The organism is Actinosynnema sp. NPDC050801, assembly GCF_040673975.1.
Taxonomy (GTDB): Bacteria; Actinomycetota; Actinomycetes; order Mycobacteriales; family Pseudonocardiaceae; genus Actinosynnema.
Window position 1 is genome coordinate 204,115 of record NZ_JBFAQZ010000005.1, and the last position, 14,251, is coordinate 218,365.

Below are 14,251 nucleotides of genomic sequence, written 5' to 3' on the forward strand. Positions count from 1 at the left end.
CCGGCACCGGCCCCGAGCCGCACATGATCGACGATCACCCGACCGCGGCGGGTCAGCGACGCGGTGTGATGCCGTTCAGCACGGTGGACACCAGCGCGTCCACGTAGCCCGGCGGCACCTCGACCGGCTCCGCCAGACCCCGGTAGACGCGGGGGAGGACCAGTTCGTGGCACGCGCCGACGATGAGCGTGGCCACCGCTTCGAGGTCGGTGGTCGCGGCGATCCGGCCGCGGTCCCGTTCCACGCGCAGGTAGTCGGCGAGGGCCGCGTGCAGGCCGCGCCCGCCGGCCATCGGGTTGGGCAGCGCGTCGAAGCGGGCGAACACCTCGGGTTGGCCCACGAGACCGGCGAACGCGGGCAGGAACGCCGCGTGCACGGTCAGGGCGTGCGTGATGAAGGCGTGCAGGTTCTCCGCGAGCGTGCCGTCCGCGGCGGGACTGCCGACGCGCCGCTCGACCTCGCGCACGTGCTCGTGCAGGGCCAGCGCGAGCAGCTCCTCCTTGTCCGCGAAGTGGTTGTAGAGCACGCCTACCGCGACGTCGGCGGCGCGGGCGATGTCGCGGACCGTGAGCCCGGCGGTGCCCCGTTCGGCGATGAGGCGGGTGGCCGCGGCGATCAGGTGGTCGCGCAGGCTCACCCCGCCGTCACGCAGTGCTGCTGCTCGTCGCGGTGCCATCGCGGTGCATCGTAGGCGGTAGGTGCAGGGCGAAGCCGTGCCCTGCCACCTCGGTCAGGAACCCGAGCGGGTCGACCACCTGGTCGACGTGCCACACGCCGTGCGGCAGCGCGGGCAGCCGGGCCACCAGCAGCGCCGCGACCACCCCCGTGGCACGGCTCTGCCGCCTCCCGCTGAACGCGCACGTCACCCCGCCCGCCGACACCGCCACCGCGAACCCGTCGCCGCCCAGACGCAGCCCCGTCAGCGGCCCGAGCCGGTGCGCGAACCGCGCGGCGGCCGGCAGCAGCGCCGTGACCATCCGCGAGTCCAGGCACAACCCGGTGCGCACGCGGTCCACGTCGAGCGTGCGGAGCAGCGTGTGCTGGTCGGAGAACGGGAACCCGTGCACGGTCCGCGTGCCGTGGGGCGCGGGGAAGGTCGTGCGCCAGGACGGACCCAGCTCCGCGAGCCCGCCGAGCGTCCACGCGACCGCCGCCGCACCGTGCCGCTCACCGCCGCCCAGCAGCACGCCGATCTCGACGTCACGGGCGCCGGTCAGCTCGACGCAGTGCCGGGCCAGCAGGTTCGTGACGCCGGGCGCGAGGCCGACGCTGAGCAGCGCGGTCGCGTCACCCCCCAGCGCCTCGACGGCGGTGACGGTGTCGTGCGACGCGGTCACGTCCACGTAGTGCACGCCGCGTTCCAGGCAGGCGCGGGCGATCCGGGCGTTGTCCACCTCGGCGCACATCAGCACGGCGTAGGTGCCGTCCAGCGCGCGCTGCACGTCACCGTCGTCCCGCAGGTCCACCCGCAAGGTCGTGGTGCCCGGGACCGTCGCCGCCGCGTTGCGCCCGGCCACCACCACCTCGTGCGCCGGGGACAGCACGGCCGCCGCCTCGCGGCCGACCGCGCCGTACCCGCCGAAGATCACGATCCGCGCCACGTCAGGCCCTCGCGGTGACGAGCCGGGCGTTGCCTCGCAGCCGCACCGCGTCACCGTCGAAGTACGGCGTCAACGCCCGCGCCACGGCGTCACGAGTGCCGTCCACCGCGGCCGGTGGGGCGTCGCGCAGCGCGTGCCGGACCGGGCCCCAGCCCATGAGGAACGCCGTCGCGTCGGCGACGTCGCCGCCCCACACCTGGTCGGCCGCCACCGCTTCGGCCGTGACGTCGGTGAAGCCCGCCCCGGTGAGCACCCGGTCGATGACGGCCGGGTCGGCCAGCGACAGCGGCCCGATCTCGGTGGACGTCCACACCGGCGCGCCGCCGAAGGCCTCGAACACCCCGGCCATGTCGCCGAGGTCGCGCATCGACAGGAACACCAACCGGCCGCCGGGCCGCAGCGCGCCGCGGATGTTGGCGAACGCCGCGACCGGGTCGGCGAAGAACATGACCCCGAACCGGCTGACCGCCACGTCGAACGCGTGCGGCGGGAACGGGAAGACCTGCGCGTCGCCCTGCTCGAAGGTCAGGTTGGGCACACCCGTCGCGGACGCCCGGGCACGGGCCAGCATGGGCCCGGACAGGTCGACGCCCAGCACGTGCGCCGCGCGTCGTGCCGCCAGCCGGCTGATCCGGCCGTTGCCGCAGCCGATGTCGAGCACCCGGTGGTCGGGCGCGATGGCGGCCGCGGTGAGCAGCACGTCGTTGAAACCGCTGTTCACGGCGTCGTAGCGATCGTGGTTGTCGGCCCAGTGGTGGCCCTCGTACCCGTTCCACGCCTCGGCCTGGTGGGTGTTGACGATCTCCGGCACGGGTGCCCCCTTCGTTATGAACGTCTGTTCATGAACAACTGTTCACAACGGGGTCCGGTGTTGTCAAGGGCGGCGCGCCGGCTATCGTCGGGATCATGACCGTGGTCCGCTCGCTGCTGTTGTTCGCGCTGGCGGCTGTCGCCGAGATCGGTGGCGCGTGGCTGGTCTGGCAGGGCGTGCGCGAGCACCGGGGCCTGCTGTGGGTCGGCGCGGGCGTGGCGGCGCTCGGCCTGTACGGGTTCGTGGCGACCCTCCAGCCCGACGCGCACTTCGGCCGCATCCTGGCCGCGTACGGCGGGGTGTTCGTGGCCGGGTCGCTGGCCTGGGGCGTGGTGGTGGACGGGTTCCGGCCCGACCGGTGGGACTACGTCGGCGCGGTGATCTGCCTCGTCGGCGTGGCCGTGATCATGTACGGCCCGCGCCCGTGAAGATCCCCGAGGCGCTGACGGCGTCGTACCACCGCACCGAGTGGGGCCGGGCGTGGCTCGCCGCGCTGCCCGGCCGGACCGCCGACTTCCTCGACCGGTGGGAGCTGCGGCCGGACGGGCCGGTGGACAGCGGCATGGCGTCGCTCGTGCTGCCGGTCGTGCGCGCGGACGGCACACCCGCCGTGCTCAAGCTCCAGCCCGTCACCGAGGACAACGCCGCCGCGCCGATCGGGCTGCGCACGTGGGACGGCGACGGCGTGGTCCGGCTGCTCGCCGACGAGCCGGGCGCCATGCTGCTGGAACGGCTGGACGCGCGCCGTCCGCTGGCCGCGGTGGCCGACGACGTGGCCGCCCTGCGGATCCTCGCCGACCTGCTGGCCCGCCTGGTCGCGGTGCCCGCGCCGCCGGGCGTGCGGCGGCTGACCGACATCGCCCGCGCCATGCTCGACCAGGTGCCGGGCGCCGTGCCCGTGCTGCGCTCGTCGGCCGACCGGGACCTGCTGCGCACCTGCGCGTCCGCGGTGGCCGAGGTGGTGGGCGACGCGGGTGACCGGCTGCTGCACTGGGACCTGCACTACGACAACGTGCTGGCGGGCGAACGCGAGCCGTGGCTGGCGATCGACCCCGAACCGCTGGCCGGCGACCCCGGCTTCGACCTGCTGCCCGCCCTGGACAACCGCTGGGACGCCGTGGTCGCCACGGGTGACGTGCCGCGAGCCGTGCTGCGCCGCTTCGACCTGCTGACCGACGTGCTCGGCCTCGACCGCGACCGCGCCGCGGCGTGGACGCTGGGCCGGGTGCTGCAGAACTCGCTGTGGGACGTCCAGGACGGCGAGACCGCGCTGAACCCGGTCCAGGTCGCCATCGCCACCGCCCTCCTCGACCGTCGGACCTGATCGGCCGCGCGTCGCCTCGGCCACCGGTGTCGGTGTCGCGGTCCCGTCGTCGGATGTCGGAACGGTCCGCTCCGGCGACGCTCCGTGGCTGCACCGGTGGCAGCGCCCATGCCGGTCACCTGGTCGGGACGGCCGCCCGGTTCAGCTCGTCAGCGAACTCCGCGTGCACCTCACGGGTCGCCAGGCGGACGAATCCGGAATCCGGTCCGAACCACTCCTCCCAGACCTGCCGCACGATCTCGGGCGTGATGGTGACGCCCTGGTCGAGCAGCGCGGCGAACGACCTGGCTTCGGGCTCGTACTCGTCCTCGGGCGCCTCCATGGCGAGCAGCCCTTCCGGATCCCACCGGTTCACCACATCGAGGACGCGAGCGCGCAGGAGGGCATGCGTGTGTGCAGCACGAGGCACTCTTCCAGTCTCGGGTGTGCGGGGTGGCCCGGCCAAGCGGGAGATCACTTCACCGGTGGAGTGCTCCGGCTCGTGGAGTCGGACGGGCGTGAGGGCTGTTCCCGTCAGGCCGGTGGTGGGTTGCCGCGTGACCGGAGGCGGCCCATCGGCAGTGGTGGGGCGGGGAGGCGGGTGCCCGGGTAGCCCTCGACCTGGCCGAAGCGCTCCGACTCCGCCTGCCACTGGTCGCGGAAGCGGACGATCTCCTCGTGGCTGCGGCCCACGAAGTTCCACCACATCACCAGGTCCTCGCCCAGCGGCTCGCCGCCCAGCAGCACCACGCGCGCCGCGTCGTCACCGGTGTTGGCCAGGTGCAGGGCGGTCGCGCCGACGGCGACGCAACCCAGCGCGCCACGGGCCAGCGCCGTGCCGCCGAGCTCCACCGAGCCCACGTCGACCAGCACGCCGTGCTCGAACGCCGGGTCCACGTCGAGCGCCAGTCGCGCACCGGGTTCGAGCACGAGTTCCGCGCCCAGCAGCGGGGTGAACGTGCGCACCGGCGACGTTTCGCCCGCGACGGTGCCGAGGAACACCCTGGCGGTCGCGCCGTCCAACGCCACCGCGCCGGGCGCGTGGTGCTGGAAGTCGCGCGGCGCGTCGCGGTCGGCGTCGGGCAGCGCGATCCACAGCTGCACGCCGTGCAGCACGGTCGTGTCCGGGGTGGACACCTCCGAGTGGCAGATGCCGTGTCCGGCCGTCATCAGGTTCAGCTCGCCCGGCCGGACCACCGCGTGCACGCCCAGGCTGTCGCGGTGCTCGACCTCCCCGCTGAACAGCCAGCTGGCCGTCTGCAAGCCGGTGTGCGGGTGCGGCGCGACGTCCATGCCCCCGCTGACCGACACGTCGTCCGGGCCGTAGTGGTCGGCGAAGCACCACGCGCCGATCATCGACCGGGACCGCTGCGGCAGCGTGCGCCGCACCGTCATCGCCCGCGGGCCGCCCAGCGGGACGTCGCGCGGGTCGAGCACCTCGACCGCCGCGGCACCGGGCGTGCTCCCGCAGACCAGCTCGGACGGGTGGGTCTCCACGTTGCTCATCGTGCTGCCCATCGCAAGGCCATCAGGCCATCGTAGAGGCCACCCGTCGCGGCTCAGAGCGCTCGCTGGTACTCCTCCCACGTGCGCTTCGGCGTGACCACCGGTCCGTCGTCCGCCCCCCGGCCGGCCAGGCCGTTCATGCCGAGGTAGTAGTCGCCCGACTGGTGCTGCGCGCCGGAGGACTGGTCCGGGTCGCCCAACGCGATCGCGTGGATGTGGTAGTCGAAGCCCTGCGCCGGGGTGCGGACCCAGGCCGCGAAGCCGACCTGCCGCAACACCCTGGTCACGGCGGTCCGGGTGGTCGCCGTCATGCCCGACACCGAGATGTCCAGCGCGCCGCCGCCGTCGTGGGTGCCGGCCGAGCCGGGCACGCCACCGGGGTTGTACGAGCCCTGGGTGATGGTCAACGACCGGCCGAGCAGGCGTTCCGCCTCGACCAGCATGGCCTTGGTGCGGGTGTTCATCAGCGCGTTGCGGTAGGTGACCCGGCTGCCCGCCGACACCACGCGGGTGACGGTGTAGGTCGTCTCGCCCAGCAGCCGCAGCGAGGTCGGTCCGGGCAGGCCCGAGGCGTCGATCCCGGTGTAGCCGAGCGAGCGCTGGTAGGCCGCGTAGGCCTCGATCGTCCTGGTGCCGAAGTGCCCGTCGGCGTAGGTCGAGGTCAGCAGGCCCTTCGCGACCAGTGCCCGTTCGACGAGCCGCACGCTGTCGCCGCTGCCCGGCGTGATCGCCGAGTCGGCCCGGCGCGGGTCGATCTGAGCGGCCTTGAGCACGGCCTCCATGTCCACCACCGGCAGGGCGGTGACCTGCGGCGCGGCGCTCGCGGGCGCCGCCAGGCCGACCAACCCGATCAGCACACCGGCCACTGAGGCGACTCTGACCTTCACCACGACCACCTCCGGTCGACACCCGACGAAACGGGGCCAGTCAAGCGCGAACCGGAGGGCGCTGGCAATAGTTGACCGAAGCTGCTCGCAGTTGGTTGGATAGTGACAGCACGATGGGGGCAAGTCTTGGAGTAGACTTCGGTGGGTTGGGGCACGAGCTGTCGGCAGTCGGCCGGCGCGGTACCCGACCCAGTCCGGCCGCACTCCGAGGCCGGGGACGGGAGCACCGGCTTGTCGCCGGAACATCCGTTCACATCATCTACCCCCACGGCCAGCGGGCACGTCGGACCGAACCACCACGCCTCCGGTCGGCGGGATCCCGCCCGCTGCCGGTGTGGTGCGGCTCCGCCGGCAGGGGAGGCGGGTTCTTCATGACGCAGACCACCAGACCTGGTCGATCACAGGGCGCGGCGGTGGGTTTCGCCGACGCGCGGGCCGCGGCCGACAGGGCCGAAGTCATCCAGCGCAACCTGGCCGCCCGCACCGTCGCGGACAACTCGGTCGACGCGAACGACTGCCGCGAGCTGCTGCTCATGCTCGGCCTGCCCGACCCGCCCGTGCCCGACTAACTCGACCGGGTGAGTTTGCCGGTGCGGGCGCATCAACCGCACCGGTGCCGGGGTAGCCCCCTCCGGGGAGTGTCCACGAGGGACACCCGGAGGAGGTTCGAGCGCAGATGGGTATCGGCGACAAGTTCGACGAGCTGAAGGACAAGGCCAAGGACGCCCTCGGTCAGCACGGCGACAAGGCCGACCAGGGCATCGACAAGGCCGGCCAGTTCGTCGACGAGCGGACCGGCGGTCAGCACTCCGAGCACGTCCAGACGGGTACGGACAAGGCCAAGGAAGGCCTGGACCGGTTCCGCGACCAGCAGTGATCCCGCGAAGACGATCAAGGGCCGCCCTCGGATCCGAGGGCGGCCCTTCCGCGTGCTACGACCGCGCGAGGCGCGCTGTGAGCAGCTGCTTGCCCTGCTCGGCGCCCTTGCGGCTCTCGCCCTGGGCGCGGCGGAAGAACTCCGCCAGCTCGCTGTCGCCCGCCCGCTCCGCGTCGGCGATGTAGGACTCCAGCCGCAGCGCGTTGCTCAGGCACGCCTCGACGAACCAGATGATGTTGTAGTCCTTGTCCTGGGTACCGGTCACCTGACCGGTTTCGGTCGTGGACACATGACCTCCTCACTAGTCGGCGACCACCGGATACCCGTTCTGCCGCGTTCTACAACGGCGGACCCGCGACCGTCGCCGGTTTGCGCGAGCTCGGGACTCGTCCGGTCGGGGCGCTCAGCCGTCCAGTTCGGCCCACACGACCTTGCCGCGGGCGGTCGGCTCCGAACCCCAGGACCGGCTCAACGCCGCCACGATGATCAACCCGCGCCCGCGTGCCGAGTCGACCTGCACCGGTCTCGGCTGCGGCAGCGCGGAGGACTGGTCGGCCACCTCGATCCGGATGCCGGAGGCCGTCCGCGTCACGGTCAGCCCGACCGGGCCGGTCGCGTGGTCCACCGCGTTGGACACCAGTTCGGTCACCACCAAGGCGGCGTCGTCGGCGGCGTCGTCCGACAACCCCCAGGCTGACGCCGCGTCGCCCACCACCTGCCGGGCCCGTGCCGATGAGCCCGCCGAGGCGGGCAGCGTCACGGCCACCGGCGCCGCTGGCTCGTTGCGCACATCCGCTCCCCGTTGATCGGCCGTTACCGCATCGTCGCACATCCTCCGGGCGCGCCACCGAGTGGTCGCGCCGGCCGGTGTCCTGGCGACGTTCGGCGGCGCGCGGGTGACCGGCGCGTGTGATGACGTTCGGGCACGGTATCGGCACGAGGCCCGTCCGGTGGCTAGGCTCGGGCACCATGGAATTGCAGGTGCGCAGTGAGCTCCGGGGCGGCTGGACGGTCGTCGCGGTGTCGGGCGAGCTGGACGCGGAAACGGTTCCCGTGCTGTCCGACCGCCTCGAAGCGAGCACGGGCCCCCACGTGGTGGTCGACCTGAGCGGCGTGCCGTTCATGGACACCACGGGACTGTCCCTGATGCTCGACTGGCACCGCAGGTTGGACGGCTCCGGCGGCCAGTTCCGGATGGCGTGCATGCAGCCGTCCGTGCACAAGCTGTTCCGGTTGACCGAGCTGACCGAGGTCATGCACATCCACGACTCCGTCGAATCGGCCACGTCGACCACGTGATCCCCGAGAGCTTCCGGAACTCACCGATCCCACGCGACCGCGACTGGCTGGCCGCCCTGCCCGCCGCGATCGAGCACCGCCTGGCGACCTGGGAACTGCACCCCGACGGCCCGGCGACCCACGGCTCACACGCCCTGGTGATTCCCGTGACCCGCAACGGCACGCCCCTCGTGCTGCGCATGAACGCCCCGAGCGAGGACGTGGCCGCGCACATCGAGGCGCTGCGCTTCTGGCAGGGCCGGGGCACCGTCGAACTGGTCGACGCCGACCCCGCCGGCGCCATGCTGCTGGAACGCCTGGACATGGGCCGCACCGCCCTGCACCTCCCGTCGGAGGAGGCCATGGCGGTGCTGGGCACGATGGCGCGCCGACTGGCCGTCCCCGCTCCACCGACCGCCCGCTCCACCGCCGACCTCGCCCTGGCCCGCGCGTCGAGCCTGGAAGCCGACTGGACCCGACAGGGCAGACCGTTCGACCCGGCCTTCCTGCGCGCGGGGGAGAAGGCCGTGGAGAAGCTGGTCACCACGACGTCGGACCTGGCGGTCAACGGCGACCTGCACTCGGCGCAAGTCCTGGCAGGCACCCGGGAACCCTGGCTGACCGTGGACCCGATCCTCCTGCGCGGCGACATCGCCTACGACCTGGCCCGCGTCCTCTGGACCAGGCTGGACGAGATGCCCGACGCGACCGCGATCACCGAACACCTGGACATCGCGGTGGACTACGCCTCCATCCCCCGCGACCGGGCCCGCGACTGGGTCGTCTTCCGCGCCGTCGACTACTGGCTCTGGGGCCTGGACGCGGGCCTGACCGAAGACCCCCTCCGCTGCCACCGCCTCATCTCCGCCCTCACCTGACCACGGCGCCCGGCCTCCCACGACGGACCTGGCCGACGACCACCGCGCCGCCGGTTCAGAGCCAGTCCGCCTCGATACCGCGGGCGCGCAGCGCCTCCAGCGCCCCCTCGTTGCCCGTGTAGAACAGGGTCATCGACTTCAGGTGGGGAAAGTGCCGCAGGTCGGCGAACTCGTCGACGTCGAACAGCCCGTCCTCGCCGTCCCAGTTCGGCGCGATCTGGAGGTAGATCTCGTTGCCGCCGTCCATCCCGATCGCGGTGACCTTCTCCGCCAGCTCGACGGGGACCTGGAGCGCCTCGAAGTAGGCCAGGGCCTCGGGCACCGCCTCGACGCTCCCGCCGTCGTAGGTGAAGCCCTGCTCGGCGGCGTACTCGCGCAGGTCGAACCTCGGCAGGAGGCCCTGGTCGTACATCAGCTCCTGGACGACGGCGAGCTTGAAGTTGGTGTCGGCGAACGGGATCGACTGGCTCATGCCCCGAACCGTATAGGCGGCGGTGGCACCGCCATCCGGGCAGTCGTCGGTTCTCGACCCACTCGGCGGTCGGGTGCGGGCCGCACCGTCGCGGTGCAGGGCTCAGTCCTGCTCGACCCCCAGGTAGAAGGCCATCAACCGCAGCAAGTGCTCGGTGTCCACCGGCTTGGTCACGTAATCCGTGGCCCCCGAGGCCAACGACTTCTCCCGATCGCCCTTCATCGCCTTCGCCGTCACCGCGATCACCGGCAGGTCGGCGTACCGCGACATGGCCCGGATCGCCGCCATGGTCGCGTTGCCGTCCAGCTCCGGCATCATGATGTCCATCAGCACCAGCGTCACGTCGTCGTACTGCTCCAACGCCCGCACACCCGTGATGCCGTTGTCCGCGTAGATCACCTGCAACCCGTGCAGCTCCAGCACCGACGTCAACGCGAACACGTTGCGCAGGTCGTCGTCCACGATCAGGACCTTCTCGCCGTGGAACCGCATCGGCGCGGGCGGCAGCTCGGTCGGGGCGACCAGGGACTGCGGCGCGTCGTCGGCGGGCGTCAGCAGTTCCGGCACGGCTTCCGGCTCCGCCACGACCGGCGACATGAGGCCCTGTTCGCCCAGCGGCAGGTAGAGCGTGAACGTCGACCCGATGCCCGGCTCCGACCGCACGTCCAGCCGACCGTCCAGCAACGCCGCCAGCTCGCGGCTGATCGACAGGCCCAGCCCGGTGCCACCGTACTTCCGCGACGTCGTGCCGTCGGCCTGCTGGAACGCCTCGAAGATCACCGACAGCTTGTCGGCCGGGATGCCGATGCCGGTGTCCTGCACGTCGAACGCGACCGACTCCTCGACCGTCCGGATCCGCAGCTTGATCTCCCCCTCGTGGGTGAACTTCACCGCGTTGGAGAGCAGGTTGCGCAGGATCTGCTGCAACCGGTGCTCGTCGGTGTGCAGCGTGGACGGCATGTCGGGCTCCACGACGACCTCGAACGCCAACCCCTTCTCCGCGGCCAGCGGCGTGGTCATCGCCTCGACGTAGCCGACCACGTCGGACACCCGCACCGGGTCCGTCTGCACCTGCATGTGCCCGGCCTCGACCTTGGTCAGGTCCAGGATGTCGTCGATCAACTGCAGCAGGTCGGTACCGGACGAGTGGATCGTCCTGGCGAACTCCACCTGCTTCGGGTTCAGGTTCCCGTCCAGGTTGTCCGCCAGCAGCTTCGCCAGGATCAGCAAGCTGTTCAACGGCGTGCGCAGCTCGTGCGACATGTTCGCCATGAACTCCGACTTGTACTTCGACGCCGACGACAGCTGCCGCGCCCGCGCCTCCAGCTCCACCGAACCGGCCCGCAGCTCCTCGGTCAGCCGCTGCGACTCGACCAGCAGGCTGTCGGTCCGCGCGTTGGCCAGCATCGTGTTCAGGTTGACGCCGATGTTCTCCTTGAGCTGGTCCAACAGGTCCAGGTGCACCTCGGTGAAGTCGCCGAACGACCCCAGCTCGATCACGCCGAGCGTTTCGCCCTGGAACACGATCGGCAGGATCACCAGGTTCGCCGGTGGCGCCGACCCCAGCCCCGACCCGATCTCGATGTAGCCCGGCGGCACGTCGGTGACCAGCACCGTCCTCTTCTCCACCGCCACCTGCCCGACCAGCGACTCGCCGCGCACGAACCGCGTGGGACGTCCGCCGCGCGGCGCGTACCCGTAGGCGGCGGTCAGGTCCAGGGCGTTGGACTCCGGGTCGACCAGGAAGAACGCCCCGTGCTGCGCCGACACCAGCGGCGTCAGCTCGCTGATCACCAGCGACGCCATGGCGTTGAGGTCGCGGTGGCCCTGCATCTGGCCGGACAACCTCGCCAGGTTCGTCTTCAACCAGTCCTGCTCCTGGTTGGCGCGCGTGGACGCCCTCAGGTTGCCGATCATCCGGTTGATGTTGTCCTTGAGGTCGGCGACCTCGCCGGACGCGTCCACGGTGATCTGGCGGGTCAGGTCGCCCGCGGTCACCGCCGTCGCCACCACGGCGATCGCGCGGACCTGCCGGGTCAGGTTCCCGGCCAGCTCGTTGACGTTCTCGGTGAGCCGCTTCCAGGTGCCCGAGACGCCTTCCACCTCGGCCTGACCGCCCAGCTTGCCCTCGGTGCCGACCTCGCGCGCGACGCGCGTGACCTCCTGGGCGAACGACGACAGCTGGTCGACCATCGTGTTGATCGTGGTCTTGAGCTCCAGGATCTCGCCGCGCGCGTCCACGTCGATCTTCTTCGACAGGTCGCCCAGCGCCACCGCGGTCGTCACCTGGGCGATGTTGCGGACCTGCGAGGTCAGGTTGTTCGCCATGAAGTTGACGTTCTCGGTGAGGTCCTTCCAGGTGCCCGCCACGTTCGGCACCCGCGCCTGACCGCCCAGGATGCCCTCGGTGCCGACCTCGCGGGACACCCGGGTGACCTCGTCGGCGAACGCGCGCAGCGTGTCGACCATGCCGTTGATGGTGTCCGCCAGCGCCGCGACCTCGCCCTTGGCCTCGACCGCGATCTTCTTGGACAGGTCACCGCCCGCGACCGCCGTCGCCACCGCCGCGATGGACCTGACCTGCGTGGACAGGTTGTCGGCCATGACGTTGACGTTGTCGGTGAGGTCCTTCCACGTCCCGGCGACCCCGGGCACCCGTGCCTGACCGCCCAGCCGCCCGTCGGTGCCGACCTCCCGGGCGACGCGGGTGACCTCGTCGGCGAACGACGAGAGCTGGTCGACCATCGTGTTGATGGTCGACTTCAGCTCCAGGATCTCGCCGCGCGCGTCGACGGTGATCTTCTGCGACAGGTCGCCACCGGCCACCGCCGTCGTGACCTGGGCGATCGACCGCACCTGTGCGGTCAGGTTGTTCGCCATGAAGTTGACCGAGTCGGTCAGGTCGCGCCACGTGCCCGCGACCCCCGGCACCTGGGCCTGACCGCCGAGCCGTCCGTCCGTACCCACCTCGCGCGCCACGCGGGTGACCTCGTCGGCGAACGAGGAGAGCTGGTCGACCATCGTGTTGATGGTGTCCTTGAGCTCCAGGATCTCGCCCCGCGCGTTGACCGTGATCTTCTGCGACAGGTCGCCTCGCGCGACCGCCGTGGCGACCTGCGCGATGTTGCGGACCTGGGACGTGAGGTTGCCGGCCATGAAGTTGACCGAGTCGGTCAGGTCCCGCCAGGTACCCGCCACCCCGGGCACCTGGGCCTGACCGCCGAGCCGCCCGTCGCTGCCGACCTCCCGCGCCACGCGCGTCACCTCGGCCGCGAACGACGACAGCTGGTCCACCATCGTGTTGATCGTCGTCTTGAGCTGGAGGATCTCGCCGCGCGCGTCCACGTCGATCTTCTGCGACAGGTCGCCCTGCGCGACCGCGGTCGTCACCTGCGCGATGTTGCGGACCTGGGAGGTCAGGTTGCCGGCCATGAAGTTGACCGAGTCGGTCAGGTCCCGCCAGGTGCCCGCGACCCCCGGTACCTGGGCCTGACCGCCGAGCCGTCCGTCGGTGCCGACCTCCCGGGCGACGCGGGTGACCTCGTCGGCGAACGAGGAGAGCTGGTCGACCATCGTGTTGATGGTCGACTTCAGCTCCAGGATCTCGCCGCGCGCGTCGACCGTGATCTTCTGCGACAGGTCGCCCTGCGCCACCGCGGTCGCGACCTGCGCGATGTTGCGGACCTGCGAGGTCAGGTTGTTCGCCATGAAGTTCACGTTGTCGGTCAGGTCCCGCCAGGTGCCCCCGACCCCCGGCACCTGGGCCTGACCGCCGAGCCGTCCGTCGGTGCCGACCTCCCGGGCCACGCGGGTGACCTCGTCGGCGAACGAGGAGAGCTGGTCGACCATCGTGTTGACGGTGTCCTTCAGCTCCAGCATCTCGCCGGCCACCGTCACGGTGATCTTCTGCGACAGGTCGCCCTGCGCGACCGCGGTCGCCACCTGCGCGATGTCGCGGACCTGCTTGGTCAGGTTGTCGGACATGAAGTTGACCGAGTCGGTCAGGTCCTTCCAGGTGCCCGCCACCCCGGGCACGACCGCCGTGCCGCCGAGGCGCCCGTCCGTGCCGATCTCGCGCGCCACGCGCGTGACCTCGCCCGCGAACGTCCGCAGCGTCGCGGTCATCGAGTTGAAGCTCTCGACCAGCGCGGCGACCTCGCCCCGCGCGTCGACCACGATCTCCTGCGACAGGTCGCCCTCGGCGACCGCGGCGAGCACGCGGCTCAGCTCGGCGGTCGGCCTGGTCAGGTCGTCGACCAGGCCGTTCACCGCCTCACCGGCGGTCGCCCAGCCGCCGGTCGCGGTGCTGGGCGCCAGCCGCTCGCCGAGTTGGCCCTCCTGGCCGACCGCCTGGCGCACCCGCACGAGTTCGCCGACCAGCCACTGGTTGCGCTCCGCGATCTCGTTGAAGACCTGGGCCAACTCGGCCGCCGCCCCGTCGCCGGGCACGACGAGGCGGCGGCGGAAGTTGCCGTCCTTCATCTCCCGCATCGCGGTCAGCAGCCGGGACAGGGTCACGTCCGTGTCGTCCTGGGCGGTCGTCACACGAGCCTCCGATGTCAGCGCAACTGCGCCAAGCCTGCCACTGTTGGTGGCAACTTGTCCGATAGGTTGGGTCGACCCGACACACAGGAGCCG

At 71.7% G+C, this 14,251-nt stretch carries 16 protein-coding genes; 6 read left to right on the plus strand and 10 right to left on the minus strand.

Annotated features, from left to right (window positions below; all coding sequences use genetic code 11):
• Positions 1 to 52 precede the first annotated feature (52 nt).
• The 3 genes from AB0K14_RS13675 to AB0K14_RS13685 are packed head-to-tail and all read right to left on the minus strand — an operon-like array spanning position 53 to position 2,412.
• The gene (locus tag AB0K14_RS13675) at positions 53 to 676 is read right to left on the minus strand and encodes a helix-turn-helix domain-containing protein (protein ID WP_360450367.1); all 624 of its coding nucleotides are present in this window, start codon (positions 674 to 676) and stop codon (positions 53 to 55) included.
• Positions 645 to 1,601, minus strand: a complete 957-nt coding sequence (locus tag AB0K14_RS13680) for a saccharopine dehydrogenase NADP-binding domain-containing protein (protein ID WP_360450369.1) — start codon at positions 1,599 to 1,601, stop codon at positions 645 to 647. The genes AB0K14_RS13675 and AB0K14_RS13680 overlap by 32 nt, the downstream gene beginning before the upstream one ends.
• A 1-nt stretch (position 1,602) precedes the next feature.
• A complete protein-coding gene (locus AB0K14_RS13685; RefSeq protein ID WP_360450372.1) occupies positions 1,603 to 2,412 on the minus strand; it encodes a methyltransferase domain-containing protein in 810 nt (269 codons plus the stop codon).
• Positions 2,413 to 2,504: 92 nt separating this feature from the next.
• Between AB0K14_RS13685 and AB0K14_RS13690 the strand changes: the two genes are divergently transcribed.
• Both AB0K14_RS13690 and AB0K14_RS13695 read left to right on the plus strand, forming a co-directional pair.
• Positions 2,505 to 2,840 carry a YnfA family protein gene (locus AB0K14_RS13690; RefSeq protein WP_360450676.1) on the plus strand — a complete coding sequence of 112 codons (336 nt, stop codon included), beginning with the start codon at positions 2,505 to 2,507 and terminating at the stop codon, positions 2,838 to 2,840.
• Positions 2,837 to 3,736, plus strand: coding sequence for an aminoglycoside phosphotransferase family protein (locus AB0K14_RS13695; RefSeq protein ID WP_360450374.1), 900 nt, complete (start codon positions 2,837 to 2,839; stop codon positions 3,734 to 3,736). Before AB0K14_RS13690 ends, AB0K14_RS13695 begins: the two co-directional genes overlap by 4 nt.
• Before the next feature lie 115 nt (positions 3,737 to 3,851).
• On the opposite strand, the gene AB0K14_RS13700 is transcribed toward AB0K14_RS13695, so the two are convergent.
• From AB0K14_RS13700 to AB0K14_RS13710, 3 genes are all read right to left on the minus strand, one after another.
• Positions 3,852 to 4,091 carry a hypothetical protein gene (locus AB0K14_RS13700; protein ID WP_360450376.1) on the minus strand — a complete coding sequence of 80 codons (240 nt, stop codon included), beginning with the start codon at positions 4,089 to 4,091 and terminating at the stop codon, positions 3,852 to 3,854.
• A gap of 158 nt (positions 4,092 to 4,249) precedes the next feature.
• Positions 4,250 to 5,221 (minus strand): pirin family protein, encoded by a 972-nt coding sequence (locus AB0K14_RS13705; protein WP_360450378.1) that lies wholly within the window; start codon positions 5,219 to 5,221, stop codon positions 4,250 to 4,252.
• A 53-nt stretch (positions 5,222 to 5,274) separates the two neighbouring features.
• Positions 5,275 to 6,111 carry a peptidoglycan-binding domain-containing protein gene (locus AB0K14_RS13710; RefSeq protein WP_360450381.1) on the minus strand — a complete coding sequence of 279 codons (837 nt, stop codon included), beginning with the start codon at positions 6,109 to 6,111 and terminating at the stop codon, positions 5,275 to 5,277.
• 368 nt (positions 6,112 to 6,479) lie between these two features.
• On the opposite strand from AB0K14_RS13710, the gene AB0K14_RS13715 reads away from it, so the two are divergent.
• Both AB0K14_RS13715 and AB0K14_RS13720 read left to right on the plus strand, forming a co-directional pair.
• Positions 6,480 to 6,677 (plus strand): hypothetical protein, encoded by a 198-nt coding sequence (locus AB0K14_RS13715; RefSeq protein ID WP_360450383.1) that lies wholly within the window; start codon positions 6,480 to 6,482, stop codon positions 6,675 to 6,677.
• A gap of 107 nt (positions 6,678 to 6,784) precedes the next feature.
• The gene (locus AB0K14_RS13720) at positions 6,785 to 6,985 is read left to right on the plus strand and encodes an antitoxin (RefSeq protein ID WP_360450385.1); all 201 of its coding nucleotides are present in this window, start codon (positions 6,785 to 6,787) and stop codon (positions 6,983 to 6,985) included.
• A 55-nt stretch (positions 6,986 to 7,040) separates the two neighbouring features.
• On the opposite strand, the gene AB0K14_RS13725 is transcribed toward AB0K14_RS13720, so the two are convergent.
• Together AB0K14_RS13725 and AB0K14_RS13730 are read right to left on the minus strand one after the other, a co-directional pair.
• A complete protein-coding gene (locus AB0K14_RS13725; RefSeq protein ID WP_360450388.1) occupies positions 7,041 to 7,274 on the minus strand; it encodes a hypothetical protein in 234 nt (77 codons plus the stop codon).
• 114 nt (positions 7,275 to 7,388) lie between these two features.
• On the minus strand, positions 7,389 to 7,775 hold the full coding sequence (locus AB0K14_RS13730; protein ID WP_360450390.1) for an ATP-binding protein: 387 nt from the start codon (positions 7,773 to 7,775) through the stop codon (positions 7,389 to 7,391).
• A gap of 179 nt (positions 7,776 to 7,954) precedes the next feature.
• Here AB0K14_RS13730 and AB0K14_RS13735 point away from each other — a divergent pair, with 179 nt between their 5' ends.
• Positions 7,955 to 8,284 carry an STAS domain-containing protein gene (locus AB0K14_RS13735; RefSeq protein ID WP_360450393.1) on the plus strand — a complete coding sequence of 110 codons (330 nt, stop codon included), beginning with the start codon at positions 7,955 to 7,957 and terminating at the stop codon, positions 8,282 to 8,284.
• The gene (locus AB0K14_RS13740) at positions 8,281 to 9,141 is read left to right on the plus strand and encodes an aminoglycoside phosphotransferase family protein (protein WP_360450395.1); all 861 of its coding nucleotides are present in this window, start codon (positions 8,281 to 8,283) and stop codon (positions 9,139 to 9,141) included. Before AB0K14_RS13735 ends, AB0K14_RS13740 begins: the two co-directional genes overlap by 4 nt.
• A gap of 55 nt (positions 9,142 to 9,196) precedes the next feature.
• Here AB0K14_RS13740 and AB0K14_RS13745 read toward each other — a convergent pair whose 3' ends face one another.
• Both AB0K14_RS13745 and AB0K14_RS13750 read right to left on the minus strand, forming a co-directional pair.
• The gene (locus AB0K14_RS13745; protein ID WP_360450397.1) at positions 9,197 to 9,613 is read right to left on the minus strand and encodes a hypothetical protein; all 417 of its coding nucleotides are present in this window, start codon (positions 9,611 to 9,613) and stop codon (positions 9,197 to 9,199) included.
• A gap of 102 nt (positions 9,614 to 9,715) precedes the next feature.
• A complete protein-coding gene (locus AB0K14_RS13750; protein WP_360450679.1) occupies positions 9,716 to 14,104 on the minus strand; it encodes a HAMP domain-containing protein in 4,389 nt (1,462 codons plus the stop codon).
• Positions 14,105 to 14,251 lie beyond the last annotated feature (147 nt).